The organism is Bradyrhizobium sp. CER78 (assembly GCF_029846235.1).
In the GTDB taxonomy this organism is placed as follows: domain Bacteria; phylum Pseudomonadota; class Alphaproteobacteria; order Rhizobiales; family Xanthobacteraceae; genus Bradyrhizobium.
Genome location: NZ_JARVWP010000002.1, coordinates 456,657 through 482,716, shown reverse-complemented (window position 1 = coordinate 482,716; position 26,060 = coordinate 456,657). Strand labels below are relative to the sequence as shown.

At 65.0% G+C, this 26,060-nt stretch carries 32 protein-coding genes; 19 read left to right on the top strand and 13 right to left on the bottom strand.

All coding sequences use genetic code 11. From position 1 onward, the window contains the following. Positions 1 to 4 precede the first annotated feature (4 nt). Positions 5 to 850, bottom strand: coding sequence for a glyoxalase superfamily protein (locus tag QDT69_RS05330; RefSeq protein ID WP_279705578.1), 846 nt, complete (start codon positions 848 to 850; stop codon positions 5 to 7). Positions 851 to 1,121: 271 nt separating this feature from the next. On the opposite strand from QDT69_RS05330, the gene QDT69_RS05325 reads away from it, so the two are divergent. The 5 genes from QDT69_RS05325 (at position 1,122) to QDT69_RS05305 (ending at position 4,887) form a co-directional block, all read left to right on the top strand. Next, positions 1,122 to 1,358, top strand: a complete 237-nt coding sequence (locus tag QDT69_RS05325) for a hypothetical protein (protein ID WP_279705577.1) — start codon at positions 1,122 to 1,124, stop codon at positions 1,356 to 1,358. Positions 1,359 to 1,383: 25 nt separating this feature from the next. Continuing rightward, positions 1,384 to 2,331, top strand: a complete 948-nt coding sequence (locus QDT69_RS05320) for a LysR family transcriptional regulator (protein WP_279705576.1) — start codon at positions 1,384 to 1,386, stop codon at positions 2,329 to 2,331. A gap of 225 nt (positions 2,332 to 2,556) precedes the next feature. Continuing rightward, a complete protein-coding gene (locus tag QDT69_RS05315; protein ID WP_050424168.1) occupies positions 2,557 to 3,267 on the top strand; it encodes an SDR family oxidoreductase in 711 nt (236 codons plus the stop codon). Positions 3,268 to 3,281: 14 nt separating this feature from the next. After that, on the top strand, positions 3,282 to 3,524 hold the full coding sequence (locus tag QDT69_RS05310) for a 4-oxalocrotonate tautomerase family protein (RefSeq protein ID WP_279705575.1): 243 nt from the start codon (positions 3,282 to 3,284) through the stop codon (positions 3,522 to 3,524). A gap of 121 nt (positions 3,525 to 3,645) precedes the next feature. After that, a complete protein-coding gene (locus QDT69_RS05305; protein ID WP_279705574.1) occupies positions 3,646 to 4,887 on the top strand; it encodes a YbfB/YjiJ family MFS transporter in 1,242 nt (413 codons plus the stop codon). Here QDT69_RS05305 and QDT69_RS05300 read toward each other — a convergent pair. The 4 genes from QDT69_RS05300 to QDT69_RS05285 form a co-directional block, all read right to left on the bottom strand. Continuing rightward, positions 4,884 to 6,035, bottom strand: coding sequence for an aminotransferase class V-fold PLP-dependent enzyme (locus QDT69_RS05300; protein ID WP_279705573.1), 1,152 nt, complete (start codon positions 6,033 to 6,035; stop codon positions 4,884 to 4,886). The genes QDT69_RS05305 and QDT69_RS05300 overlap by 4 nt on opposite strands. 53 nt (positions 6,036 to 6,088) lie before the next feature. Beyond that, positions 6,089 to 6,967 carry a hypothetical protein gene (locus QDT69_RS05295; protein ID WP_279705572.1) on the bottom strand — a complete coding sequence of 293 codons (879 nt, stop codon included), beginning with the start codon at positions 6,965 to 6,967 and terminating at the stop codon, positions 6,089 to 6,091. A gap of 85 nt (positions 6,968 to 7,052) precedes the next feature. Then, a complete protein-coding gene (fliP, locus tag QDT69_RS05290; RefSeq protein ID WP_279705571.1) occupies positions 7,053 to 7,805 on the bottom strand; it encodes a flagellar type III secretion system pore protein FliP in 753 nt (250 codons plus the stop codon). Then, positions 7,802 to 8,734: a flagellar biosynthetic protein FliO gene (locus QDT69_RS05285; protein ID WP_279705570.1), complete on the bottom strand. Its 933-nt coding sequence runs from the start codon at positions 8,732 to 8,734 to the stop codon at positions 7,802 to 7,804. Before QDT69_RS05285 ends, fliP begins: the two co-directional genes overlap by 4 nt. 360 nt (positions 8,735 to 9,094) lie before the next feature. Between QDT69_RS05285 and flgB the strand changes: the two genes are divergently transcribed. The 9 genes from flgB (at position 9,095) to QDT69_RS05240 (ending at position 17,424) form a co-directional block, all read left to right on the top strand. Continuing rightward, entirely contained in the window at positions 9,095 to 9,505 is a 411-nt protein-coding gene (flgB, locus tag QDT69_RS05280; protein ID WP_279705569.1) for a flagellar basal body rod protein FlgB, read from the top strand. Between the two features lie 27 nt (positions 9,506 to 9,532). Continuing rightward, on the top strand, positions 9,533 to 9,958 hold the full coding sequence (flgC, locus tag QDT69_RS05275) for a flagellar basal body rod protein FlgC (RefSeq protein WP_279705568.1): 426 nt from the start codon (positions 9,533 to 9,535) through the stop codon (positions 9,956 to 9,958). A gap of 26 nt (positions 9,959 to 9,984) precedes the next feature. Further along, positions 9,985 to 10,299, top strand: coding sequence for a flagellar hook-basal body complex protein FliE (gene fliE / locus QDT69_RS05270; RefSeq protein ID WP_279705567.1), 315 nt, complete (start codon positions 9,985 to 9,987; stop codon positions 10,297 to 10,299). A gap of 140 nt (positions 10,300 to 10,439) precedes the next feature. Next, on the top strand, positions 10,440 to 10,703 hold the full coding sequence (fliQ, locus tag QDT69_RS05265; RefSeq protein ID WP_021077937.1) for a flagellar biosynthesis protein FliQ: 264 nt from the start codon (positions 10,440 to 10,442) through the stop codon (positions 10,701 to 10,703). Between the two features lie 18 nt (positions 10,704 to 10,721). Continuing rightward, on the top strand, positions 10,722 to 11,492 hold the full coding sequence (gene fliR, locus QDT69_RS05260; RefSeq protein ID WP_279705566.1) for a flagellar biosynthetic protein FliR: 771 nt from the start codon (positions 10,722 to 10,724) through the stop codon (positions 11,490 to 11,492). 107 nt (positions 11,493 to 11,599) lie between these two features. Further along, positions 11,600 to 12,673 (top strand): flagellar biosynthesis protein FlhB, encoded by a 1,074-nt coding sequence (gene flhB / locus QDT69_RS05255; RefSeq protein ID WP_279705565.1) that lies wholly within the window; start codon positions 11,600 to 11,602, stop codon positions 12,671 to 12,673. Between the two features lie 141 nt (positions 12,674 to 12,814). Beyond that, positions 12,815 to 15,397, top strand: a complete 2,583-nt coding sequence (locus tag QDT69_RS05250; RefSeq protein ID WP_279705707.1) for a PAS domain-containing protein — start codon at positions 12,815 to 12,817, stop codon at positions 15,395 to 15,397. A gap of 243 nt (positions 15,398 to 15,640) precedes the next feature. After that, on the top strand, positions 15,641 to 16,600 hold the full coding sequence (locus QDT69_RS05245) for a Tim44 domain-containing protein (protein WP_279705564.1): 960 nt from the start codon (positions 15,641 to 15,643) through the stop codon (positions 16,598 to 16,600). A 197-nt stretch (positions 16,601 to 16,797) separates the two neighbouring features. Then, on the top strand, positions 16,798 to 17,424 hold the full coding sequence (locus tag QDT69_RS05240) for a lectin (protein WP_279705706.1): 627 nt from the start codon (positions 16,798 to 16,800) through the stop codon (positions 17,422 to 17,424). A gap of 177 nt (positions 17,425 to 17,601) precedes the next feature. On the opposite strand, the gene QDT69_RS05235 is transcribed toward QDT69_RS05240, so the two are convergent. After that, positions 17,602 to 18,009, bottom strand: coding sequence for a DUF3606 domain-containing protein (locus QDT69_RS05235; RefSeq protein ID WP_279705705.1), 408 nt, complete (start codon positions 18,007 to 18,009; stop codon positions 17,602 to 17,604). 168 nt (positions 18,010 to 18,177) lie between these two features. On the opposite strand from QDT69_RS05235, the gene QDT69_RS05230 reads away from it, so the two are divergent. Further along, the gene (locus QDT69_RS05230; protein WP_279705563.1) at positions 18,178 to 18,885 is read left to right on the top strand and encodes a glutathione S-transferase; all 708 of its coding nucleotides are present in this window, start codon (positions 18,178 to 18,180) and stop codon (positions 18,883 to 18,885) included. A 130-nt stretch (positions 18,886 to 19,015) separates the two neighbouring features. On the opposite strand, the gene QDT69_RS05225 is transcribed toward QDT69_RS05230, so the two are convergent. Both QDT69_RS05225 and QDT69_RS05220 read right to left on the bottom strand, forming a co-directional pair. Continuing rightward, positions 19,016 to 19,375, bottom strand: a complete 360-nt coding sequence (locus QDT69_RS05225) for a GFA family protein (protein ID WP_279705562.1) — start codon at positions 19,373 to 19,375, stop codon at positions 19,016 to 19,018. A 13-nt stretch (positions 19,376 to 19,388) separates the two neighbouring features. Next, on the bottom strand, positions 19,389 to 20,063 hold the full coding sequence (locus tag QDT69_RS05220) for an isoprenylcysteine carboxylmethyltransferase family protein (protein ID WP_050421143.1): 675 nt from the start codon (positions 20,061 to 20,063) through the stop codon (positions 19,389 to 19,391). Positions 20,064 to 20,218: 155 nt separating this feature from the next. Between QDT69_RS05220 and QDT69_RS05215 the strand changes: the two genes are divergently transcribed. Together QDT69_RS05215 and QDT69_RS05210 are read left to right on the top strand one after the other, a co-directional pair. Beyond that, the gene (locus QDT69_RS05215; RefSeq protein ID WP_279705561.1) at positions 20,219 to 20,545 is read left to right on the top strand and encodes a metalloregulator ArsR/SmtB family transcription factor; all 327 of its coding nucleotides are present in this window, start codon (positions 20,219 to 20,221) and stop codon (positions 20,543 to 20,545) included. After that, positions 20,545 to 20,985, top strand: coding sequence for an SRPBCC domain-containing protein (locus QDT69_RS05210; RefSeq protein WP_279705560.1), 441 nt, complete (start codon positions 20,545 to 20,547; stop codon positions 20,983 to 20,985). Before QDT69_RS05215 ends, QDT69_RS05210 begins: the two co-directional genes overlap by 1 nt. Before the next feature lie 12 nt (positions 20,986 to 20,997). Here the strand turns inward: QDT69_RS05210 and QDT69_RS05205 are convergent, their stop codons facing one another. Together QDT69_RS05205 and QDT69_RS05200 are read right to left on the bottom strand one after the other, a co-directional pair. Beyond that, a complete protein-coding gene (locus QDT69_RS05205) occupies positions 20,998 to 21,459 on the bottom strand; it encodes a hypothetical protein (RefSeq protein WP_279705704.1) in 462 nt (153 codons plus the stop codon). A gap of 105 nt (positions 21,460 to 21,564) precedes the next feature. Then, the gene (locus tag QDT69_RS05200) at positions 21,565 to 21,882 is read right to left on the bottom strand and encodes a Kazal-type serine protease inhibitor family protein (protein WP_279705559.1); all 318 of its coding nucleotides are present in this window, start codon (positions 21,880 to 21,882) and stop codon (positions 21,565 to 21,567) included. Positions 21,883 to 22,115: 233 nt separating this feature from the next. Here QDT69_RS05200 and QDT69_RS05195 point away from each other — a divergent pair, with 233 nt between their 5' ends. Together QDT69_RS05195 and QDT69_RS05190 are read left to right on the top strand one after the other, a co-directional pair. Then, entirely contained in the window at positions 22,116 to 23,771 is a 1,656-nt protein-coding gene (locus QDT69_RS05195; protein WP_279705558.1) for a fumarate hydratase, read from the top strand. Then, complete coding sequence (locus QDT69_RS05190) at positions 23,768 to 24,442, top strand: DUF429 domain-containing protein (RefSeq protein WP_279705557.1); 675 nt, start codon at positions 23,768 to 23,770, stop codon at positions 24,440 to 24,442. The genes QDT69_RS05195 and QDT69_RS05190 overlap by 4 nt, the downstream gene beginning before the upstream one ends. A 10-nt stretch (positions 24,443 to 24,452) precedes the next feature. Here the strand turns inward: QDT69_RS05190 and QDT69_RS05185 are convergent, their stop codons facing one another. From QDT69_RS05185 to QDT69_RS05175, 3 genes are all read right to left on the bottom strand, one after another. After that, positions 24,453 to 24,749 (bottom strand): hypothetical protein, encoded by a 297-nt coding sequence (locus QDT69_RS05185; protein WP_279705556.1) that lies wholly within the window; start codon positions 24,747 to 24,749, stop codon positions 24,453 to 24,455. Between the two features lie 80 nt (positions 24,750 to 24,829). Continuing rightward, complete coding sequence (locus tag QDT69_RS05180) at positions 24,830 to 25,384, bottom strand: septation protein IspZ (protein WP_279705555.1); 555 nt, start codon at positions 25,382 to 25,384, stop codon at positions 24,830 to 24,832. Positions 25,385 to 25,442: 58 nt separating this feature from the next. Next, entirely contained in the window at positions 25,443 to 26,018 is a 576-nt protein-coding gene (locus QDT69_RS05175; protein WP_279705554.1) for a hypothetical protein, read from the bottom strand. Positions 26,019 to 26,060: the final 42 nt, after the last annotated feature.

Here is a 26,060-nt window from a genome sequence, read left to right as displayed (position 1 = left end):
AGCTTTACGGTCCGGGCGTCACCCACGCGGTCGAAATGATCCCCTTGTCGTCAAGCGCGATGCGCCAGTGTGCGGCGCCGTTGGCGTGCCTGACGCTGTAGACGTCCTCGCCTTGCTCGCCGACACCGAGAAAGCGGATCGACTGGATGTTGCCGAGGTCCGCGAGGGGCTGAAGCCACTGCATCTGCTTGCGGGTGGCCGCCGCTAACGCCGGGCTCATCTCGTTGTAGTCGGGATTCCCCGACGCGATCCCATCGATCAGACGATGAAGCGCAGCCTCGGTTCCGGGACTGGCCGACTGGTTCTTGACGCGTTCCGCCGTCTGATCGGCGATCTCCGTTGCCGTCGCGGCGTCGATACGCGGCATCGGAATATCGCCGCCGTTCTGATGCAGAACCAGCGAGGTGGCGCGTCCGTCCGGTCCGACCACGAAGCTGACCTGGGCATCGACAATCTTGGCGAAGAATTCGGTTGCGCTCTCCGCAAAGAACCGCACCGAGCGCTGTCCGGTGAGCTTCATCACCAGATGATGTCCATCGGGCGTCACCGTGAACACGGCACGGTCGTTGAGTTGGTAGAATCCGGAATAATTATCGAGCGCGGCTGGATCGACGGCGATCTCCTGACGCGCCGCGATCGGCGGTGATTCCGCTGCGGGCTCTGCAGCGTGGGCCGACATGCCTGGCGGCCCGGCGACCTGGATTCTCGCCGCCAGCGTGTTCCAGTCTCGCTGACCGAACAGTTTGGCGATCAGCTCCAGGCTGTCGCTGTGGGTGAGGGGGATCGATTTGGCGCCGAGCGCTTCGCGCAGCGTCTGCGCCATGGCCTTGGCATCACGGAAGTCGCGCATGGAATGGTCCTTTGCATCGACGAACGGAAAGCGTCAGGGGCTTGCGTTGCTGACCCGTTCGCGCGGGCAAAGGAAGCCTGAACCATGGCTTGATACATTCACCGTCCCCGGGCGGGGTGCAAGCGGCGGGTAGTATCGACCCAGGCTGAATGTTCGCCGCAGACCCGCAATTTGTCAATCGCAACAGCCCGTGATCGCCTGCGTCCTCTCGACATCCTGCCGTCAAATCGGCAACCATGGCTGATGTTGCCAGCCGGGAGGACGTCGTCACATGAGCAAGCCGATCAAGACCGAAGCCGAACTCATCGCGATGGCACGTGCCGAGTTGAAGGTACATGCCGATTGCCCCGACGGCATGGAGATCTCGGTGCTGCGCGACGGCGACAGCTGGGAATTCCGCGCCAGCGCCAATGAGGCCACGGTGGCGAAGCCCGGCTATCCCGAATGCGTCGCGATGCTGGTGCAGATCGGCGACCACCTCAGCAAGCAATATGATGTGAAAGGTTAGCGGCTGCCGCGAAGCGGGGGGATCGATGGACCGCATCGACGCCATGAAGGTATTCGTCGCGGCGGTCGACGAGGGCAGCCTTGCCGGCGCAGGGCGGAAGCTGCGACGATCGCCGGCGGCGGTCAGCCGGGCGATTGCGTTCCTCGAGCATCATGTCGGCGCCGAGCTGCTTCATCGCACCACGCGGTCGCTGAAGCTGAGCGATGCCGGCGAGCGCTATGCATTGGCGTGCCGGCGCATCCTCACCGAGCTTGAGGAGGCCGACATCTCGGCCGGCGGCGAGCGGGCCGCGCCGCGCGGCACGCTGACCATCACCGCGCCCATTGTCGTGGGCGAGGACGTGCTGCGGCCGGTGCTCGACGCCTTCATGACGGAATTTCCGGCGGTAACCGTGCGGCTCGTGATGCTCGATCGCACGGTCAACCTGATCGACGAGGGCATCGACGTCGCGCTGCGCATCGCCCATCTCGCCGATTCCAATTTCGTCGCGATCAAGCTCGGCGAGGTACGCCGCGTGGTCGCGGCCTCGCCGGGCTATCTCGCGCAGCATCCGGTGATCCGCGAGCCTGCCGATCTGGCGAAACAGCAGATCATCGCGATGACGCATTTCGGGCTGGACTCCTGGAGCTTTCCGCCGGCCGCGAAGTCGAAGATCGCGCGCGCGGTCCAGTTCACGCCACGGCTGGTCGTCAACACGGTGCGGGCGGCAGTTGCGTCGGCCGGCGAGGGCCACGGCGTCACGCGGCTGTTCTCGTATCATATCGCCGAGGAAATCCGCGACGGACGGCTGCAGATCCTGCTCGCCGGTGACGAACCCCCGCCGCTGCCGGTGCATCTCCTGGCGCCGCAGGGCCGCTTCGACGTGCCGAAGGTGCGCGCCTTCGTCGATTTCGCCGGCCCGCGGCTGAAACGCTATTTCGAGCGGCTGTCGCACGAGGCCAGCAAGGCCAATGCCAAAGCACGACGAAGCTGAATCGTCATCGCGATTTGATTTCCTGTTTGAACATGATCTCCGCGCAAACGCTGCGCATTTGTCGCGCCGGACAACCGCTTCGCACTTTTCAGGACCATGCTCAGTCGTTCGCGCCGCGGAAGAGTGTCTGCCGAATAGCGGGCATTCGCGCGGAAAGCGGATGTATCTAGGTTGCTCTCCATCGAAGCGGCGCTGGGTCGCTTCAGCAACGGATGGAGAGAAATCATGGGTGCAGAGCAGAAGGTTGCCATTATCACCGGTGCGTCGCAGGGTCTCGGCGAGGCCATCGTCAAGGGCTATCGCGACCGCAACTGGCGCGTCGTCGCCAATTCCCGCAGCATCAAGCCGTCGTCGGATTCGGACGTCCTGGCAGTACCGGGCGACATCGGCGATCCCGAAGTTGCCGAGCGCATCGTCAAGCAGGCCCTTGCGCATTTCGGCCGCGTCGACACGCTGGTCAACAATGCCGGCATCTTCGTCGCCAAGCCGTTCACCGACCATACCGACCAGGATTACGCCGCGGTGCTGGCGACCAACCTCAACGGCTTCTTCTACATCACTCGTCGCGTCGCCAAGGAGATGGTGAAGCAGGGATCCGGGCACATCGTCCAGATCACGACCAGCCTGGTCGATCACGCCAACAGCAACGTACCCTCCGTGCTGGCCTCGCTGACCAAGGGCGGTCTCGCCGCCGCGACCAAGTCGCTCGCGATCGAATACGCCGCCAAGGGCATCCGCGTGAATGCAGTGGCGCCGGGCGTGATCAAGACCCCGATGCACGCGCCCGAGACGCACGACTACCTCGCCAAGCTGCATCCGGTCGGGCGCATGGGCGAGATGAAGGACATCGCCGATGCCGTGCTGTTCCTCGAAGGCGCAGGCTTCGTCACCGGCGAGATCCTGCATGTCGACGGCGGCCAGAGCGCCGGGCACTAGGACAGGTGGGTGTGATGCCTATCGTCACCGTCCAGGTCACGCGTGAGGGGACGGCGCCGGGTGCGTCGTCCACCACCCCGGAACAGAAGGCCGCCCTGATCAAGGGCGCCAGCGAGCTGCTGCGCGACGTGCTCGGCAAGCCCATGGAATCGACCTTCGTCGTCATCGAGGAAGTCGACACCGACAATTGGGGCTGGGGCGGGCTGCCCGCGCTCGAATATCGCAAGAAGCTCGCCGCCGCTGCCTCTTCCCGCTGATCGCTTCTACCAAATCAAACTAGGCGCCTCTCCCGATCGGGAGAGGCGAGTAGTGATCGCTACAAACGATTGCTGCGATCGCAAATAATCATTTTTCACGAACGGCCGGAGGGCCTACGCCATGTCCATGTCAGCCAATGTCGATCATCACGGGCGCCATCATGCTGAGCCGCATCGCGATGCGGGCGGGCCGCTGTGGCTTTCCGCGGCCGCAGGGCTGTGCGCCTCGCTGGTCGGGCTCGGGCTGGCACGGTTTGCCTACACGCCGCTGATCCCGGCCTTGATCGCCGCAAAGTGGTTCACGCCGGCGGAAGCGGTCTATCTCGGTGCCGCTAACCTCGCCGGCTATCTCGCCGGCGCGTTGATCGCCCGCGACCTCGGTGCGCGGATCGGCTCGGTGTGGGCGCTGCGCGGCATGATGCTGCTGGCGGCGATCACCTGCTTTGCCTGCGCGGTGCCGATCTCCTTCATCTGGTTCTTCGGCTTCCGCTTCCTCGCCGGCATCAGTGGCGGCGTGATCATGGTGCTGGCGGCGACCGCGATCCTGCCGCACACCGCGCCGAGCAAGCGCGGTCTGATCGGCGGCGTGATTTTCGCCGGTGTTGGATTGGGCATCGCAGCCTCAGGCACGCTGGTGCCGCTGTTGCTGCAACAGGGCGTCAAGCAGGCCTGGTATGGCCTCGGCGTGCTGTCGGCGGTGCTGACCGCGATCAGCTGGAAGGCGTGGCCTGCCGAGGCGCCCGCCACGCATGGTGCAACTGAGCCGGGCGTGGCGGCGCATGGCGGGCGCTCGCCGCTGGTGATCGCGCTGTGCGTGGAATATGGGCTCAACGCGCTGGCGCTGGTGCCGCACATGGTGTTCCTGGTCGATTTCGTCGCCCGCGGCCTCGGGCAGGGGATCGCGGCGGGATCGTACTATTGGGTGCTGTACGGTATCGGCGCCGTGGTCGGCCCGCTGCTGACCGGACATCTCGCCGACCGCGCAGGCTTCGCCGCCGCGCTGCGCGCGGCGTTCCTGATCGAGGCCGTTGCGGTTGCGCTGCCCGCGGTGACGACGTCGCCCGCCGCGCTGATCGTGTCGAGCCTCATCGTCGGCGGCTTCACGCCCGGCATCGTGCCGCTGGTGATCGGCCGCATCCACGAGCTGATCCCGCATTCGGCGGCGAGCCAGCGCTCGGCCTGGGCGCAGGCCACCACGACCTTCGCGCTGTTCCAGGCGGCGGGCGCCTACGGCCTGTCCTGGTTGTTCGCGCAGAGCGGCGGCGATTATGCGCTGCTGTTCGTGATCGGCGCGGCCGGCGTCGTCGCAGCGCTGGCGATCGAACTGTTCAGCGTTGTGGCGCTGGGGCGCAAGCCCAGCTAACCGCGCAGCGTTTTGGTCAAGGCAGCGACGAGGCGGTCGGCATCGGCCTCGTCGTTGTAGACGTGCGGCGAAATCCGCATCCGGCCGAGCCGCAGCGCGACGTGAATGTTCTCGGCGGCGAGCTGCGCGATCAGTTCCTTCGGGATGCCGCTGGCCATGCCGAGGCTCAGGATGTGCGGCGCGCGCTGGCTCTGCGCCAGCACGTCGAGCCCGAGATCACGCACGCCGTCGGCGATCCGCTTCGTCAGCATCGCGAGCCGCTCGCTAACGGCAGCGGCGCCCCAGTCCGCCATCATCTCCATGCCGATCGACGCCATCTCGAGCGTGATGAAGTGATCGCGCTCGCCCATGTCGAAGCGGCGGGCATTGTCGACATAGCCGAGATCGCCGAAATAAACCGGGTTCTCGGAATTCACATTGCGGCGGCCGGCGGAGGTCTGCTCGAGCGGCACGCCGTTCTGATGACGTTTTGCAACGTAGAGAAAGGCACGGCCGTAGGGGCCGATCAGCCATTTGTAGGTCGGAAAGATCACCGCGTCGGGGTCGAGCTTCGTCACGTCCATCGCTACGACGCCGGCGCTCTGCGTCGCGTCGATCACGAACATCGCGCCCTGTCGACGCAGCACGGCCTGCACTCGGTCGACGTCGATCATGCCGCCGTCCGACCAGTGCACCGACGAGATGGAGGCAAGGCCGACCGGAGGCGCGCCCGGCCGCTCAATCGTTGCAAGCACCGCCGATGTCCAGTCGCCGTCTGCGGGCTGGCGCACGGTGTCGACGACGAAGCCCTGCGCCTCGGCGCGGGTATGCCATTCCAGCACCGGCGAGGAGTGATCGTTCTCCAGCACGATCACGCGGGTGCCGCGCGGAATCGTCAACGCCTTCGCCACCGTCGCGATGCCGTAGCTGATCGCAGGGATGAGCGCGATGTCGTCCGCATCGGCATTGATCAGGCGGGCCGCCGCAGTGCGGGCGCGCTCATGCTGGCGGCCGGCGAAACCGGCATCGATGGTCCAGGGCTGGCCCTTGCGTCCGACCGCCGCGCGGCCGGCCTCTAACGTCTGCAGCGGCAGCGGGCTGTAGGACGCCGAGTTCAGGTAGCAGACCTCGCGTGGGATCTCGAACAGATGGCGCTGGGAGGGAAGCATGTCGTCTCGTGGCTGGGATTGCAGATGATGTCGCGATGCGGACGAGTGCGCGCTCAGCCGTCATACTGGTCCGGCCCCATCGCCCACGGCGCCTGGTCGTAGCCCTTGGCGAAGGTACGGTTGGTCTGATCAGGATTGCGGTTGACCAGTGGTCGCAGATACATCGGATGGGTGGCGCTGCGCACCTCGTGCTCGACGGTGAACAGATGTCGGCCGTCACGGGGATCGACGATGTCGCAGAAGCGGTACTGGTACTGATTGTCCTCGCGCGAGACCAGGTTGCGCGCGCGCAGCCGGTTGTAGGGGCCCGAGAAGTCCGTGATGTAGATCTGGACGTGATAGCCGTCGAACTCGCCTGGCGTCTGGTCGGACTCGCGGAATTGCAGATATTGATCCTTGCCGACCTTTGCGCGCGCGATACCACCGTCCACGCTGGCGGGGATGCCCATGATCTCGGGATAGAACCGGCTGATCGCTTCGGCCGTGCCGCGCGGCACGTCGAACTCGACATAGGGCATGCCGAGCGCGATGCGCCCGAACCGCTCGGCGTCGGGCTCGTAGCAGCGCAAGCGGTTGCCCCAGGGGCAAATGGCCTCGACGTGATCGTTGTGCTCACGATAGCTGAACGCGGTGCCCTCGAGCTTGGGCGCGACTGCGGCGAGCTGCGCGAGCAGGGCCTGCCGTCCGGCAATCACGATCGCCGTGTGGCCGCGCAGCACCTGTGGCCTGCCGCTCGGCAGATGAAACTGGCTGCGGCCGGCGTTCACCCACATGTTGCTGTCGGAGACCATCAAATAGGGATCGCGGGTCAGCCCGATGCCGGCGACATAGAACAGCGTGGCGAGGCGCTGGTCCGGCACCTGCACGTTGACATGCTCGAGATGGATCGCGTTGCCGAGGTCTTCTGCGGCGCGGTCGAATGGCTGCTGCACGGCACGGCTCCCTGGATGCGGTGCGACGCATGATAGTGCAACGGCACGGCCGATCCAGCGATGCGGCCATGATTGTTTCGCGGGGCTACCCCCCGTAACTCTGCACCAGGCTGCCGGCGACCAGCGCCCAGCCGTCGACCAGCACGAAGAAGATCAGCTTGAATGGCAGCGAGACCACCACCGGCGGCAGCATCATCATGCCCATCGACATCAGCACCGAGGCGACCACGAGGTCGATGATCAGGAACGGCAGGAACAGCAGGAAGCCGATCTCGAAGGCGCGCTTCAGCTCGGAGATCATGAAGGCCGGCACCAGGATGCGCAGCGACATCTCCTCCGGCGTCGCCGGCGGCGGCTCGCCGGAGAGGTCCATGAACAGCTTCAGGTCCTTCTCGCGGACATTCTTCTGCATGAAGCCGCGCAGGGGCACCGAGGCGCGCTGCAACGCCTCCTCGACGCCGATCTGGTTGGCGACCAGCGGCTTGATGCCGTCGTCATAGGATTTCTGCAGGACCGGCCCCATCACGAAGGCGGTGAGGAACATCGCAAGCGCGATCATCACCGAGTTCGGCGGCGCGGTTGCGGTGCCGAGCGCGGTACGCAGCAGCGACAGCACGACCACGATGCGCGTGAACGACGTCATCATGACCAGGATCGACGGCGCGATCGACAGCACCGTGAGCAGCGCGATCAGCTGGATCGCGCGCTCGGTCACGCCGCCATTGCCGCCGCCGAGATTGATGGAGATGTCCTGCGCCATCGCCGGATCGGCGAAGGATCCGGCGGCGATCAGGACAGCGATGAAAACAACTCTACGCGGGACTGCCCAGAACCTCACGAAGGGTTCTTCGGTCGGCCGAGCAGCGATGCCATCTCGTCCTCGAGGTTCTCGAAGCCACTCTTCTGTCCGCCGGCGGGCGGAGCGGGCGGCTCGCTGCGCGGCGCGCGGACCGGTGGCGCCTCGGGCGCAACCGGCGGTGCGACCGTCTCGCCGGCGCCGGTCGGGCGGCGCAGGGCCGCCTCAAGCCGCTGTGCCATCTCGGCGAGATTGGCATCGGCGTTCGATGCGGGTGGCGGGGCCGGCGGCGCCTGGGTTGCGACCGGCGGCGGAGCAGGCGGGGGCGGCGGTGTCACGGCGCGCTCGGGCGCGCGTAGCGGCGGCGCTTTGGGCGGCTCGGCACCGCGCGGCGGACGCGGGACGACGGGTTCGGAACGCGGCGGCAGGCGTGGCGGCATCGGATCGGGCCGCGGCTCGCCACGGTCGGGCGTGAAGCCGGTGAGCGGATCACTGCGGCGTTCGGCGATCGGCGGCGGGGGCCGGCGCAGTTCGTCGGCGAAAGAGGGCCGTGCCTGTCGCGGCGGCAGCTCGGGCTCGGGAAGGTCGAAATTGTCTGACCGGGCGGCCTCGCTCTCGTTCCAGGCGGCATCCGGCAGCGGCGCCACGCGCGGCGGGGCCGCGTCGGTGGCGACGGCCGGGCGGCTCGACATTTGATCGCGGCCGGGCATGGCGCGCACGATGTTCGGCTCGACGACGATGTCAGTCGGGCCACCGATCATCAGGAGATGCTCGATGTTGTCGCGGCGGACCAAGACCAGGCGGCGGCGGCCGTCGACGGCGGCAGCATCAATCACCGCCAGGCGTGGCATGCGGCCGCGATTGGCATTGGCGCCGAGGCGGTTTCCAGCGAAGCGGCGGACGAGCCATGCGGTGACGCCGATCAGCGCCAGCACGACGACGAACGCCAAGACGAATGTAATGACCTGCATATTGGAGTCCCCGGCCATCTTGGCCTTCCTCAGCTTCCGCCATCAACGGGCGCAGATTGATAGGTGCGGTTTTACGCAGCGAATCGCGCCCGAGATTCGCCTTATTTCTTAATTCCCAGCGGCTTGCAGCCGACTGTTCTATTAATAAACCAAGAATCGCTTGTCCCAAAACGACTTCTCAGCGCCCCACGCTGTCTCGGTTTGTGCTGGTTAACGCAGCATTCGTGGCGAAAATGCGCTCGCAGGCCGCAGTTGCGGCGTTCTCCACGGATCCGTCCGGCATTTTAACCACCCGTTAACCATACACCGGGCAAATTCTGCCTACCTCGGAAGAGCCCAGAGGTTAACGGAGCCGCGGCGATGGCCATGAACGATCTCCCGATCCTGTCGGCGTTGCGCACCAAGATGCAGTGGCACCAGGAGCGCCAGCGGGTGCTCGCCGAGAACATATCCAATTCAGACACGCCGAACTTCCGGCCGCGCGACCTGGTCGAGCCGAAATTCGACAAGGCCGGCGCCACCGTCGGCGGCGGCATGGGGACGCTGCCGATGATGCAGACCAGCGCCACCCACATGGCGGCCTCCGGCGCAACCGACACCTTCGATAATGATCGCGGCAAGAGCGGGTTCCAGACCCGCCCCGCCGGCAATGCGGTCAATCTCGAGGAGCAGATGCTGAAAGTGTCGGCCAACCAGATGGACTTCGCAGCAGCCACGTCGCTCTACAGCAAGAGCCTGCATCTGCTGAAAACCGCGATCGGCAAGGGCTAGGCCACTTAGCGGCGGCAGGAGGATCCCATGGCAGATGGAACAAGCGATTTCGCCCGCTCGATGAGCATCGCGACCTCCGGCCTGCGCGCGCAGGCGGGGCGGATGCGGGTGATCTCGGAAAATATCGCCAACGCCGATTCGACGGCGCAGACCGCAGGCGGCGATCCCTACCGCCGCAAGGTGCCGACGTTCTCCTCCGCGCTGGATCGCTCTCTGGACGCCCAGGTCGTGACGCTCGGCCGGATCCGGCCCGACCAGTCGTTATTCCGCATCAAGCACGAGCCGGGCAATCCCGCGGCGGACGCTTCCGGCAACGTCAAATACCCGAACGTCAATTCGATGGTCGAAATGACCGACATGCGCGACGCCCAGCGCTCCTATGAGGCGAACCTCAACATCATCAGCGCGACGCGGCGGATGATTCAGCGCACGCTCGACATCCTCAAGTCCTGACGTATCAAGAACAGGGAACGTAACTCATGGCTACCCCGACAGTCGCCGCCAACGCCTATGCCAGTCTCGCGAAGATGATGGATCGCGGCGGCGCCGAGAAGGCCGGCGCGCAGGCCGTCGCCGGCCCGTCCTTCAGCGCGCTGCTGAAGGACTCGGTCGGCAGCGTGCTCGAAGCAGGCAAGAAGTCCGACGCGCAGACCATGGCGATGGCGTCCGGCAAGGCGAATGTGATGGACGTGGTGACGGCGGTTGCCGACACCGATGTCGCGGTGTCGACCCTGGTCTCGGTGCGCGACCGCGTGATCCAGGCCTATGAAGACATCATGAAGATGCCGATCTGACGTCCGTCAGGACGTCATCCCGGGGCGCGAAGCGAACCTCAGATGTCCAACTGCACATCAAAGATCTCGAGGTTCCGGGTTCGATGCTTTGCATCGCCCCGGAACGACGGTGCAAAACAACCAACAGCGAGAACGCAACAATGACCGGCCCTGAAACTCTCGACGTGGCACGCGATGCGATCTGGACCATCGTGATCGTGTCGTCACCCTTGATGGTGGTCGGCCTCGTGGTCGGCGTCGTGGTGTCGCTGTTCCAGGCGCTGACCCAGATCCAGGAGCAGACGCTGGTATTCGTGCCGAAGATCCTCGCGATCTTCGTCACATTGCTGCTGGCGCTGCCGTTCATGGCGGACTCGCTCAGTAGCCACATGATGCGGATTTCGTCGCGAATCATCGGCGGTTGATGCACTAATGCCGCGGTCATGCGCATCGATGTCTCCCTGCTGCCGGCGCTGGCCGCAATCTTCGTGCTGGTCTTCGCGCGCGTGGGTGCGATGGTGATGCTGCTGCCCGGTTTCGGCGAGAGCAACATCCCGGCGCGGGTCAAGCTGTCGATCGCGCTGCTGCTGACGCTGATCATCCTGCCCCTGCATCGCAATGCCTATCATGTCGACCTGACGTCGATCTCCTCGCTCGGCGTCCTGATGGTGCATGAGCTCATCATCGGCATCGTGCTCGGCGCCACCGCGCGGGTGACGCTGTCGGCGCTCAATGTCGCGGGCTCGGTGATCGCACAGCAGCTCGGCCTCGGCTTCGTCACCGCGGTCGACCCGACCCAGGGCCAGCAGGGCCAGATCATCGGCAACTTCCTCACCATTCTCGGCCTGACGCTGCTGTTTGCCACCGACAGCCACTATCTGGTCATCGCGGCGCTGAGCGAGAGCTATCGCATCTTCTCGCCGGGCGAGATCATGCCGACCGGCGATGTCGCTGCGCTTGCGACCAACGCATTCTCCGCCGCCTTCAAGATCGGCCTGCAATTGTCGGCGCCGTTCCTGGTGTTCGGCCTCGTCTTCAACATCGGGCTCGGCGTGCTGGCGCGGCTGATGCCGCAGATGCAGGTCTATTTCGTCGGCGTGCCGCTCTCGATCATGGTCGGCTTCCTGATCTTCGCCGTCGTGCTCGCGGCGATGATGGGCACCTATTTCGACTACTTCAACGGCGTCATGCGCCAACTCGCTCCGATGAACTAGAGCGTTTTCGAGCGAAGTGGGAACCGGGTCGCGTGAAGAAAACGCGTCAAAAATAGGGACCTCAGAACATGATGCGATCAAGTCGCATCATGTTCTAGGGAGAAGAGATGGCCGACGATACCGAAGACAAAACAGAAGACCCTACTCAAAAACGTCTCGACGAAGCCCTTGAGAAAGGCGACGTCGTCAAGAGCCAGGAGGTCAACACCTGGTTCATCATCGCCGGTGCCACGCTGGTGCTGTCGACCTTCTCGGGCTCGATCGGCGGCGGAATCTTGATGCCGCTGCGCAATTTGATCGCCAATTCATGGATGATCCGCACCGACGGTGCCGGCCTGCTGCAACTGACCCAGACGCTCGGCTACGCCGTGATCGCCGCGATCGGCGTGCCGTTCCTGATGCTGGCGCTGGCCGCTGTCGCCGGCAACATGATCCAGCATCAGCTGGTGTGGTCGGGTGAGCAGCTCAAGCCGAAATTCTCCAAGATCTCGCCGGCTGCCGGCTTCAAGCGGCTGTTCGGCAAGCAGGCAGTGGCGAACTTCCTGAAAGGCCTGTTCAAGCTGATCGCGCTCGGCGTCGTGATGGTCATGGTGCTGTGGCCCGACCGGATGCGGATGGAATCGTTCCTGCGGGTCGATCCGGCCGAGCTGCTGCCCGCCATCACCAGCATGACGGTGCACCTGATGGCGGCGGTGGTCGCGATCCTCGCTGCGGTTGCGATCGCCGACTACTTTTTCCAGTACCGGACCTGGTTCGAGCGTCACAAGATGTCGCTGCAGGAGATGAAGGAGGAGTTCAAGCAATCGGAAGGCGACCCGCACGTCAAGGGCAGGATCAAGCAGTTGCGGGTCCAGCGCGCCAAGAAGCGCATGATGGCCCAGGTTCCAAAGGCCTCAGTGATCATCACCAACCCGACCCACTATTCGGTCGCGCTGGCCTACGACCGCAGCATGTCGGCGCCGATCTGCATCGCCAAGGGCGTCGACGTCCTCGCGTTCAGGATCAGGGAGATCGCCAAGGAGCACGATATTCCGATCGTGGAGAACGTGCCGCTGGCCCGGGCGCTCTATGCCACCGTCGACATCGACAAGGAAATCCCGGTCGAGCACTATCATGCGGTTGCCGAAATCATCGGCTACGTGATGCGGCTGAGGCGCGGCCTGTCCGGCCTGCGTCAGTAAGGGGCGGAAAACCGCCTGAAATGCGCGTAACTTGCGAAATTGCCGCCTGATGGACTTGCGTTTTCGGGTCCGATTCAGGCACTCAGGGGCAAGGTGGCCGGCCGGTCGCCTTCGTGATGCAGACGAGCCATGTCTCTCCAGATGACCGCCGATAGCAACGATCCTCCCGCGACCGAGCCGTTCGTGGCTCACGGGCCAGCCCGGCGGAGCGGCAGCATCCTGCTGGTGGTGCTGATCGCTATTGGCATCGTCGCGGTGGCGGTCTGGCTGATGACCATCGGCCGCACCCAGGCGCAGCCCTATATCCTCGGCGTGCTGGCGCTGCTCGCCACCGCCGGGCTGTTCAACCTGTTCGCCTTGGCCGCAGGCATCATCCGCTTCTCCGACCGCGCCACCGACGACCCGGTGATGGCGCGGATCGCCGACCAGGCCCAGGAGGGGCTCGTCGTCACCGACTCCCGCGGCCATGTGGTCTATTCCAACGCCGCCTATCTGACGCTGACCGGTGCGGCCGGGCCGCAGGACGTCCGTCCGGTCGAGCGTGTCTTCATCGGCAACCCCGACGTTTCCGAAGCGGTGTTCCGCCTCCTGAAGGCCGCGCGCGAGGGCAAGCGGCAGCAGGAGGAGGTCCGCGTCGCCGGGCACGACGCCGGGCAAGGTGGTGGACAAGGCCGCTGGCTGCGGCTGCGGGTGCGCCCTCTCGGCGAGGGCAAGCGCGACGCCAGATATGCGGTGTGGTCGATCGCGGACATCACCCGTGACCGCGAGCGCCAGGAAGACGTGTTCCAGGAGCTGCGGCACGCGATCGAATATCTCGATCATGCGCCCTGCGGCTTCTTCTCGGTCAATCCGGCCGGCGAGATCGCCTATGTCAACGCCACGCTGGCGAACTGGCTGGACTACGATCTGGCCGAGATCGGCTCGGGCGGGCTGAAGCTGACCGACATCGTGTCGGGGGACGGCGCGGCATTGTTGACCTCGATCGCGGCCGTGCCGGGTGAGGTCAAGACCGAGGTATTCGACATCGACCTGCGCATGCGCGGCGGCAAGACCGTGCCGGTGCGGCTCTATCACAAGCTTGCCTTCGGCGCCGACGGCGCAGCGGGCGCCTCGCGCACGCTGGTGATCAGCCGTGCCCGCGACGAGCATTCCGATCCGGAGCGCGCCGCCGAGGTGCGCTTCATGCGCTTCTTCGACCACACGCCGATGGCGATCGCGACCGTCGACCGCGGCGGCAACGTGGTCGGCGCCAATGCACGCTATGCCAAGCTGGCGCAGGGGCTGAATGGCGATGGCGGCGCCGCCAAGTCGATCTTCCGCGCGGTCAATCCGCGCGACCGCGGCCTGCTGATCGCGGCGATCAACCAGGCCGCCGAAGGGCAGGGCGATATCGCGCCGGTCGAGGTGATGCTGGACGGGCCGAAGGAACGTTTCGCCCAGTTCTTCGTCACGACCATCGAGAAGGACGAGCGCGACGCCGAGACCGCGATCGTCTACATGCTCGAGATCACCGAGCGGCGCGCGCTGGAAAATCAGATCAACCAGTCGCAGAAGATGGAGATGGTCGGCCAGCTCGCCGGCGGCATCGCGCACGACTTCAACAACGTGCTGTCGGCCATCATGATGGCCAACGACTTCCTGCTGAACGCGCACAAGCCGACTGACCCGTCGTTCCAGGACATCATGCAGATCAAGCAGAACGCGACCCGCGCCGCGACGCTGGTGCGGCAGCTGCTGGCGTTCTCGCGCCGCCAGACGTTGCGGCCGCAGGTGCTCGATCTCGGGGACGCGCTTTCCGATCTGACCATGCTGCTGCGCCGGCTGATCGGCGAGAAGGTCAAGCTCGACCTCGTGCATGGCCGCGATCTGTGGCCGGTGAAGGTCGACGTCTCGCAATTCGAGCAGGTGGTGGTCAATCTCGCGGTGAACGCGCGCGACGCGATGCCCGACGGCGGCAAGCTGATCATCCGCACCGCCAATGTGCCGACCGAGGAAGCAGCCCAGCTCGCCAACAAGGGCATGCCGGCGGCGGACTATGTGAAGATCGAGATTTCGGACACCGGCACCGGCATTCCGCACGAGATCATCGACAAGATCTTCGAGCCGTTCTTCTCGACCAAGGAAGTCGGCAAGGGCACCGGCCTTGGCCTGTCCACGGTCTACGGCATCGTCAAGCAGACCGGCGGCTTCGTCTATGTCGATTCCGTGCCGGGCGGCGGCACCACGTTCCGGATCTACCTGCCTCGGCATCGCCAGGAGCAGGAGGTCGCGCCGGAGGCGCAGGCCGGCAACGGCGCGGCAAAGGAAACCGCTGCCGCCGCGGATGCCGCCAAGCCGAAGCCCGATCTCACCGGGCAGGGTACCATCCTGCTGGTCGAGGACGAGGACGGCCTGCGCTCGCTGAATGCGCGCGGTCTGCGTTCGCGCGGCTACAGCGTGATCGAGGCGGCCAACGGCGTCGAGGCGCTGGAGGCGTTCGAGGAGAAGAACGGCGCTGTCGATCTCGTGGTCTCCGACGTCGTGATGCCGGAGATGGACGGGCCCACGCTGCTGAAGGAAATGCGCAGCCGCAACGCCGAGCTGAAGATCATCTTCGTCTCCGGCTATGCCGAGGATGCGTTCGAGAAGAGCCTGCCGGAGAACCAGCAATTCGCCTTCCTGCCGAAGCCGTTCACGCTGACGCAGCTGGTCGCCGCGGTGAAGGAAACCATGACGGCGAACTAGCCGGTTGCCGCCGCAACTGCCTTCGTTTCTCGCAAGTGCGAGGTGAAAATTCCACTGCAACTGCGATTGAAACCGGGCCTCATCTCGCGCTAGGACGCGTTGTCGCGGCCACAAGGCCCATAGTGTCACATCGCCGCGACCGAGGGCCGCAGCCGCGGTTCCCGTTTCCCGCTTCACTTTTGTCAGGCCCTGCCCATCTTAGGGGCGTTTCCCCATGCCGGGGAATCCTTTGAGGAAACCAACATGAATTTCTCGCAACGCACGCGTGGAATTGTTCGGGCGATCGCTGTGGCGATGGCGCTTGCGCTGCCCGTGATGATGACCGTTTCGGCGGCCGACGCCCGCGTCGGCGGTGGCGGCTCGCGCGGCTCGCGGACATTCTCCGCGCCGCCCTCGACCAACACCGCGCCGGGTTCCGTTGCGCCGATGAACCGCACCTTCAGCCAGCCCGGTAGCCCGGGCATGAACTCGCCGGCTGCTGCGAACTCCGGCGGCCTGTTCGGACGCGGCGGAATGGGGCGCGGCCTGCTCGGTGGCCTGGCCGCGGGCTTCCTCGGCGCAGGCCTGTTCGGCATGCTGTTCGGCGGCGGCCTGTTCTCGGGTCTCGGCGGCCTGTCGTCGATGCTCGGCCTGCTGCTGCAGATCGGCCTGATCGTGCTCGTGGTCCGGCTCGCAATGTCGTGGTGGCAGCGCCGCAATGCGCCTGCCGCCGCTTACGCCGGCGGACCCGACGTCGGCCCCGGCCCGCAGGCGAATGCCCGCTCGGGCTTCGGCTTTGGCCTCGGCGGCGGATCGAACGCGCCGGTCGAGATCGCCCCTGCCGACTATGAGACGTTCGAGCGGCTGCTCGGCGACATCCAGACCGCGTGGTCGAACGAGGACATTGCGAAGCTGCACACGCTCGCGACGCCGGAAATGGTGTCGTACTTCTCCAGGGATATCGAGGAGAACAAGGCGCGCAACGTCACCAACAAGGTGACCAATGTGAAGCTGCTGCAGGGCGATCTCGCAGAAGCCTGGCGCGAAGGCGACAGCGAATACGCGACGGTCGCGATGCGCTACGCGCTGGTCGACACCATGCTGGAGCGCGGCACCGGCCGTCAGGTCAGCGGCGGGCAGCCGGAGGAGGTCACCGAGGTCTGGACCTTCTTGCGCCAGCGCGGCGGCAACTGGGAGCTTTCGGCGATCCAGCAGACCAACTGATCGACGGTCTGATATGACGAACAGAAGGCGCCGCGGCATCGTCCGCGGCGCTTTTGTTTTGTGCGCTCATTGCCGTGTCGTGGCGCCGGAATATCCTGACATGCCGCGGGTTGATGTCAGCGGACCATAACAACCATCGGGAGGATGGAATGAAGGTTGCTAAAATCGCGGTTCCCGCCTGTCTTGCGTTCGTCGTCATGGCCGCGCCGCCGGCTGGCGCGCAGACCGCCGACACCAGCTTCTTCGTGACCAGCAGCGGCATCGGCAATGGCGGCAATCTCGGCGGCCTCGCCGGCGCCGATAATCATTGTCAGACCCTGGCGCAGGCGGCGGGTTTCGGCGCGCCGAAGACCTGGCGGGCCTATCTCTCGACCCAGGCAGCCGATGGCAAGTCCGCGGTGAACGCGCGTGATCGCATCGGCAAGGGGCCGTGGATGAATGTGAAGGGCGTCGTGGTCGCCAAGGACGTCGCCGACCTGCACAGCGCGAGCAACAATCTCACCAAGCAGACCGCGCTGTCCGAGAAGGGTGAGGTCATCAACGGTGCCGGCGACACGCCGAACCGCCACGACGTGCTGACGGGATCGCAGGCGGACGGGACTGCGTTTGCGGCCGGCGAGGATCGCACCTGCAAGAACTGGACAAGCAGCACGCAGGGCGCTGCGATGGTCGGCCATTTCGACCGCAAGGGGCTGCGCGACGACGAGCCGTCAAAATCCTGGAACACGTCGCATCCCTCGCGCGGCCCCGATGGCGGCTGCTCGCAGGCCGATCTGAAGAGCACCGGCGGCGACGGCCTGCTGTACTGCTTCGCTGCGAATTGAGAGGGAGTACGGGTGCAGTCTGAACGTCTGCGCGTATATGTCCGTCATTGCGAGGAGCGATAGCGACGAAGCAATCCATCTATCCGCGTATGCCGCACGATGGATTGCTTCGCGGAGCCTGTCATCGGGCGCGCGTTCGCGCGACCCGTTGGCTCGCAATGACGGGTGAGCGGCGGCTCAGCTCTTCTTCCGCTTGGCGGTCTTCTTCACTGTCTTCTTGGCCGTCTTCTTTTTCTTCGCGGTTTTCTTCTTTGCCGCGAAATAGGCCTCGACCTTCTTCGAGGAATGTCCGACCTCGGCGACCGCGGCCTTGAGCCGGGCAGGGGTCACCTTGAACTTCTTCGACCAGTAGCGGACCTCGTAGGGCTCGCTGATCGCGATCCGGGCGCGATCGGCGGCCATGTGGCGCTGCTCCTTGAAATAGGCTTCCACCTTCTTCGCGGAATGCCCGACCTTCTTGACGGCGGCCGTGAGCTTTGCCGGCGTGACCTTGAACTTCTTGGACCAGTACGCAACTTCGTAGGACTCGCTCAACGCGATCAGCGCGCGATCCTGTGCGCCCCGCTTCTTCTTGTCGTCCGCCATCAGTTGATCCTTCATCGAAGACTCGATGCTTGGAACCTTAGCAGTCTGCGCGCGGTTCGGACAGGCGGCCCGTGTGCGATGGACGATTGGGCCGCGGCGCGGCTACGATCGCGATGAATAAAAACGACTGAAGAGAAATGACGCTGCGAAGTTTTTGGAGGCAAGTGCATGCACTATCAGCTTTACTACTGGCCGATGATCCAGGGCCGCGGCGAATATGTCCGCCTCGCACTCGAGGATGCGGGCGCCGGCTACACCGACGTCGCGCGCGGCAAGGGCGGCACCGGCGCCATGATGAAGATGATGGACGCGCACAAGGGCACGCCGCCCTTTGCGCCGCCATTCCTCAAGGCCGGCAGTCTCGTGATCGGTCAGACCGCCAACATCCTGCTGTATCTCGGGGCGCGTCACGGCCTGGCGCCGAAGGCGGAGGCGGGGAAGCTCTGGGTGCACCAGCTGCAGCTGACGATCACGGACTTCGTGCTGGAGATCCACGACACCCATCATCCGCTCGGCCCGTCGCTGTATTACGAGGACCAGAAGGCGCCGGCCAAGAAGCGCACGGAAGAATTCTGGGCGTCGCGGGTGCCGAAATATCTCGGTTATTTCGAGGACCTGGTCGCAGCGAACGGCGGTGCCTTCGTCACCGGACGCCGGCTGACCTATGTCGATCTGTCGCTGTTCCAGATCGTGGAAGGCCTGCGCTACGCCTTCCCGAAGCGCGTGGCTGCGTTCGAAAAGAAAATCCCGCGCCTGATCGCGCTGCGCGATCGTGTCGCCGGGCGGCCGAACCTCAAGGCGTATCTGGCGAGCGAGCGGCGGATTCCGTTCAACGAGGAGGGGATTTTCCGGCGCTACAAGGCGCTGGATTTGTAGAGCTCGTCATTCGGGGCACGCGAAGCGTGAACCTCAGATGCGCAATTGCGCATCGGGGAATCTCGCGCCGCAATATCGAGATTCCGGGTTCGGTCCCTGCGGACCGCCCCGGAATGACGATGTGAAAGAGTCACCGGCTCTTCCCATCCACCGGCGTCATCGTGATCTTCGACAGGTCGATGCCGTCGATGCAGCTGACATTGAGCGCCACGATGTCGGAGCCGTCGGGTTTCTTGCCGCGCGCGAACACGTCGACGCCGCAATCGACGCAGAGCTGGTGGCGGATCGCATGGCGGTTGAAGAGATATTCCTTCAGGTTCTCGGCGCCGGCGCGGAGCTGGAAGCTCGACGGCGGCATGAACACGAAGTGCAGGCCCTTCTTGGTGCAGATCGAGCAGTTGCAGGCGGTCACCATGGCCATGTCGGTGGTGCATTCGAAGCGCACCTGGCCGCAATGGCAGCCGCCGGTGTAGATCTTGCTCTCTGCCATGACGGTCGGTCCCTCACCACAGTCCGGGCACGAGACGATAGCGCACCCGCGCCGCATAGTCAGCATAGCCTGACAATCCCGCCATCAGCGTGCGCTCCTCGATCCCGGTGCGGAACGCGAACATCGCGAAGAACACCGGCACGAAGGCAAGACCCCACCAGGAGCCGAGCGTCAGCGGCACGCCGATGAAGAACAGCATCACGCTCGCATACATCGGATGGCGGACCAGCGCGTAGGGACCGGTCGAGATCACGTGATGGTCGCGCTCGGTCTGCACCTTGACGACGGGTGCTGCAAACGAATTGGTGCGGAACACCCACAGGATCAGCACGGTCGAGAGCAGATACAGCGCGAGGCCGAGCACGATCAGCGGTACGCCGGCATTGGCGCCGCCGAAGCGGCGATCGAGCCCCATCGCGACGAACCACAGCACCGCGATGACCAGGAACACCAGCATGAAGCGCTTGTCCTCGGCGGGCTGGCCCTCGCGTGTGGTGAGACGCATGCGCTCGGCCAGGAGGCCGGGATCGACCTTGGCAAGCCACAGCCCGCAGGCCGGGCCGATCAGCGCCGAGGCGATCAGGTAAGCCCAGGCGCCGGGCCAATGCAGCGTGCCGGCGAAGGCAAACAGCAGCGCGGCCATGGCGAGGACGAAGAACGTATTCTGCAAGAGGAGCTTTGCGATCATGGGCGGCTCCGTGATTCCAGCCGCGATTATCGCACTGTTTTCCCTGCAAACATGCGACCGCAGCCATCAACTTTCGGAGCAGGGGAGGTGTTCCAGCGCCGCAACTGCATCGCTTCCGCATTGACAATCATATAAGCAATTGCTTATATATCTGCATGACCACCGCCATGCAGCTGACCAATGTGCTCAAGACCCTTGCCGACCCGACGCGGCGGGCGGTGTTCGAGCGGATCATCCGGGAGGGCGAAGTCGCCGCGACCGGGCTGGTGCAGGGCTCAAAGGTGTCGCAGCCGGCGGTGTCGCAACATCTGCGCGCGCTGCGCGATGCAGGCCTCGTCGCCGAGCGGCGTGAGGGCCGGCACATCCATTATCGCGTCGCGCCGAAGGGGCTCAGTCCGCTGATCGACTGGCTCGGCCATTACGAGACGTTCTGGGCCGAGCGCTTCGCCAATCTCGAGAAATTGTTGAAGGAGAGTGAGTGATGGGTGAGACGCACGCGATCACGGTCGAGAAGGTGCTGCCTTACGCCGCCGACAGGATCTGGCGGACGCTGACCACGAGCGAATTGCTGATGAAATGGCTGATGCCGAACGATTTTCAGCCGAGCGTCGGGCACCGCTTCTATTTCCGCACCAAGCCGATGGGCGACTGGGACGGCGTCGTGCATTGCGAGGTGCTGGATTGCGATCCACCCCGCCTGCTGCGCTATTCCTGGAAGGGCGGCGCCGACACCAATCCGCAATACGGATCGAAGCTCGACTCGGTCGTCACCTGGACGCTGACGCCGGTCGAGGGCGGAACCCATGTCCGCATGGTGCATGACGGCTTCGTCTTCCCGGGCAACCGCTTCGCCTTCGACATGATGAGCCCGGGATGGGGCAAGATCGTCGATGCGATCGGGCGGGTTACCGCGGAAGCCTAGAGCTCTACCGGATCACTCGTTGTTGCCGCGGCGGACCGTGATCGAGGCGTCGGTCCGGTTGCGCGTGCATTCGAGGTTGAGACGGCGATAGCGCATGTTGATGGTATTGCCGCGCAGGATGCCCATGCGCTTCAGGCAGCGTGAGGTGCCTGTGGTGGCGTCGTCCTTCGGCACGGTGAAGATCAGCGCGGTCGCGGAGCCGACCAGGTTGAAGAACTCCGGCTTCATCTTGCGGTCGGTCTTGGCATAGAGCTCGATCGCATAGTCCTTGCCGCGGCAACCGAGCGACAATTCCTTGGCGGCCGGATGTGTGAGGTATGTGATGTTGGCGGCGCTGAAATTGACCTTCAGCCCGTCGATCTGGCCGGCGAGCTGCTTTGCGATGTCCACGCAGGGATCGGCATGGGCGGGTGCAGCAGTGAAGGCCGGCGCCAGCGCGATCAGCGCGGCGGGCAGGGTGGAGCGGATGCCCAAAGGCAAGCGTCGGCGCAACGGTGCTGTCACGAAATACCCCCGCGGTACGAAAATACGCGAAGCTACATGCAGGCTCCCGCGGAGCGCGTCAATATGGCCTGTCCGTCAGGACGTGCACTTGCCGTCCTGCGCCTTGGAGGCACCGGCAGCGCGGCGTTCGCAATCATTGCCGTATGTCTTGCCGTCACAGCCGCACACGGGCTTGAAGATCTTGTTGCAGATCGTCGGCCGGAACGCGCAGGTGCCGGTCTGGTCGGCGCGGCCGCAGCTGCCGGGCTTGAACTGGCAGAACTGGCCGACCCGGCTGCATTGCAGGCCGGCAAGGCCGCCGCAGGACTTGCCGAGGCGGGCTGCTTCGGCGCCGCTCGGGAGCGCGATCAACAAGGCCAGCGCCGCACACCGGATGAAAAGCGCTGTCTTCATGAAGGTCTCCTGATGGCTTCGCTGGCCGATTGCTGATGTGCTGCGCGTTGTGGCAACCCAAGATTACCGTGGCATGAAACCTAGCACGTGGATTGCCGGTCCGGCGCATGGCTGGAAGGCGGCCGGCTTCCCTTTCCTTTGTCCGAAAAAGGCTTAGAACGGCTCTACATTGCCGGCGGCCTCGCGGCCGGACCGGCCTTTCGAACCCGACCTGCAAGCCCAAAGAGCAGCTCATGAACGCCCCCTCCGCCTTCCCCGACCAGCAGAAGCCCGTTCCGCCCTACAAGCACACGCCCTTGTTCCCGCTTGGTGCTGACACCACGCCCTACAAGAAGGTGACGAGCGAGGGCGTCCGGGTCGAGAAGGTCCTCGGCAAGGACATGCTGGTGGTGTCGCGCGAGGCCTTGCGGGCGCTCTCCGAGGCCGCCTTCGGCGACATCAACCACTATCTGCGGCCGGGCCATCTGAAGCAGCTGCGCTCGATCCTCGAGGACAAGGAAGCCAGCGACAACGACAAGTTCGTCGCCTTCGACTTCCTGAAGAACGCCAACATCGCGGCCGGCGGCGTGCTCCCTATGTGCCAGGACACCGGCACCGCGATCATCATGGGCAAGAAGGGCTGCAACGTCATCACCGATGGTGAGGACGAGGCCGCGTTGTCCGAAGGCGCGCGCGATGCCTATCTGCGCCGCAATCTGCGCTATTCGCAGGTCGCTCCCTTGTCGATGTATGAGGAGAAGAACACCGCCAACAATATGCCGGCGCAGTGCGAGATCTACGCCGAGGGCGACGATGCCTACAAGTTCATGTTCATGGCCAAGGGCGGCGGCTCTGCCAACAAGAGCTTCCTGTTCCAGGCGACGCCCTCGGTGCTGACCAAGGACCGGCTGCTGGCGTTCCTGAAGGAGAAGGTGCTGACGCTTGGCACCGCCGCGTGCCCGCCGTACCACCTTGCGATCGTGATCGGCGGCACTTCCGCCGAGCTCTGCATGAAGACCGTGAAACTTGCCTCGGCGCGGTATCTCGATGCGCTGCCGACCCACGGCTCGGCCGACGGCAATGCGTTCCGCGATCTCGAGATGGAGCAGGAAATCCTCAAGATGACGCAAAGCCTGGGGGTGGGCGCGCAGTTCGGCGGCAAGTATTTCTGCCACGACGTGCGCGTGATCCGCATGCCGCGCCACGGCGCTTCGCTGCCGATCGGGCTCGGCGTGTCCTGCTCGGCGGACCGCCAGGTGCTCGGCAAGATCACCAAGGACGGCGTCTATCTCGAGGAGCTCGAGCATAATCCGGCGCAGTATCTGCCCGCGGTCGAGCAGTCGCTCGGCGGCGAGGTCGTCAAGATCGACCTCAACAAGCCGATGAAGGAAATCCTGGCGACGCTGTCGCAATATCCGATCAAGACCCGCGTCTCGATGACTGGCACCATGATCGTGGCGCGCGACTCTGCCCACGCCAAGCTGCGCGAGCGGCTGGAGAAGGGCGAGCCGCTGCCGGACTATTTCAAGAACCATCCGGTGTACTACGCGGGTCCTGCCAAGACGCCCGACGGCTATGCCTCCGGCGCGTTCGGTCCGACCACGGCCGGCCGCATGGATTCCTTCGTCGACCAGTTCCAGGCCGCGGGCGGCTCGATGGTGATGGTCGCCAAGGGCAACCGCGCCGTCGCGGTGCGCGAGGCCTGCAAGAAGCACGGCGGCTTCTATCTCGGCTCGATCGGCGGTGCCGCGGCGAACCTCGCCGAGCATTGCATCAAGAAGGTCGAGGTGGTCGAGTATCCCGAGCTCGGCATGGAAGCGATCTGGCGCATCGAGGTGGTCGATTTCCCGGCCTTCATCATCATCGACGACAAGGGCAACGACTTCTTCAAGGAATTGAATCTGGGTTGATTGCGGTCGGCCTCGACGGGTTTTCCAGGGGCTGGGTCTCCGTCAGCATCGACGGCGACCAGCGCACGATTTCCTTTCACAGCGATGTCGCGGACGCGCTTTCGCGTCCGTTCGATCGTGCCGGGATCGATATCCCGATCGGCATGACTGATGACGGGGAACGCGATTGCGACCTGCTCGCCCGCGCACGGCTGCGCCCGCACACTTCGCGCGTCTTCACCGGCGCGCGGCGCTGGCTGTGGCAGGAGTTTCAAGACCCCGACAGGGCGAACAAGGAAGCGAGGCGCCGCGGCCAGACCGCCGTCTCACGCCAACTCTGGCACCTCGGCAAGAAGATCATGGAGGTCGATGCGTTCGTCCGTGTGAACGCCGCACGCGACATCCGCGAGGTTCATCCCGAACTGGTGTTCCTGCGACTGAACGGCGGCGCGCGGCTGCCGCGCAAGAAATCGGAGGAGGGCGATACGCTCCGCCGCAGGCTGCTCAAGCGATCAGGCTTTCACGACATCGATCGCTGGCTCACCGAGACGCGGATCGGCAGCGGCGCAAAGCGCGACGATGTGCTGGATGCCTGCGCGGTGGCGCTGGCTGCCCATGAACCAAGCGGCTGCGTTCCCGAGGGACCGCAGCCGCTAGATGGACATGATCTGCCGATGCAGATCTGGTTCTAGAAAATCGCGCTTACGCGCGCGAGCCGGTGAAGGGGAAGCTGCCCATCGGGCCGATGCCCATCTCGCCGGAGATGCCGTCGCCGGCGACCTTGCCGGTGAATTCGAGCGTCAGCGGCATCGGGTTGGTGATGGAAACCTTCCAGGCGACGTCATCGCCGTTCACGGTGCCGTCGAAGATTTCGGTGGAGTTGCCCTCGGCGCCCTGAGTGCCGGTGAGCGTACCGCCCGAGCTGGCCAGCGACAGCGTCGCCTTGCGCTCGCCCATCGGCGTCGTCATCGTGAGATTCCAGTTACCGTCCACCGCCATTGATGTCTCCCCTCGAGATGTAAAGCGTGCGGGCGGTATAGCCCATCTTGCAGCTTGCGCCTAGTTGGCGGCTGCGGCGATCAGGCGCGGGCGGCGGCGCGCAGCCGGTTGTCGACCAGGAAGCGGAAGGCGACATACTGGATCGCGAAGGCGACGATCTTGGCGCCGAGCAGCACCACCGACACGTAGAACGCCCACAGCTTGATGTCGCCGGTGGCTGCGATCGCAATGGTGCCGGCGGCGAGGATGAACATCAGCCCGGCCCAGGCATAGCCGGCGAGGGTGGCGTATTCCGGAATAGTCTCGGCCACGATCGGCGGCAGATAGCGCAGCATCCAGCCGCGCTTCAGCATGATCGCGCCGATCGCGATGTGGCCGATCGCGGGCTTCGCCAGCACGAAGCGCGGATCGTTGGTGAGCAGCGTCGCGCCGCCCAGCACGATCACCAGCCCAAGGCTCGCCCAGGTCATGTAGCCGAGCGCCTGTCCCATCACGCGCGCATAGATCACTTGCGCGATTGCGCCCGCGATCGCAACGCCGGTAGCGATCAGGACATTGTCGGTGACGAGATAGACCACCAGGAACACGATGGTGGAGAGGAAGTCGCTCGCGAGCCTGGCAAAAACGCTCTTCATCGTCGTGGTTTCCGTTTGCTCTGACGTGGTGATTGTTCTGGTCGTATGACCGCAGCGTTCAGTGCGACGGCAGCGCGGCAGCCGGCGGCGCGCCGTACTTGGCCGCGCGATACTGCGGATACCAGCGGGTGAAGCCGACCGCGGCGTTGCGCGCGGCGAAGGCAACCAGCAGACCCGTCCACAGCGGCAGCGCCGGCACATAGAGCACCGCGATGTTGCTGATCAACATCAGCAACGTCGCTGCGGTCCAGGCGCCGGTGATCAGGTAGTTGGCATAGAGGAAGCCGGGCTGCTTCGCGGTCTCGGCATCGACCTGCTCGAGCGCATATTGCCGCGTGAAGGGATGGCCGATCAGGATCGAGCCGAACGACACCGCGAGGATACCGGCATCGACCGCTATCTTCACGGCGATCATGCTTGCCGTCGCATCGACGAAGGTGAGGTAGAAGCCGACCGCGGTGAATACGAGCACCGAGCCGACGCCGAGGCTCTTGATGCTGCGGCCGTGCGCGATATCGAACGCGATGACGCCAAGGCAGATCAGTGCGGCAGCGAGCAGGCTCACCGTGGCCGAGGTCACCAGCATCAGTGTGGCGAAGGCGCCGTAGGGAGCGAGGATCAGGAAGATCGTCATTGGGAGCCTCGAGGGCTGATCTTTACAACGTAAAGATAGCCT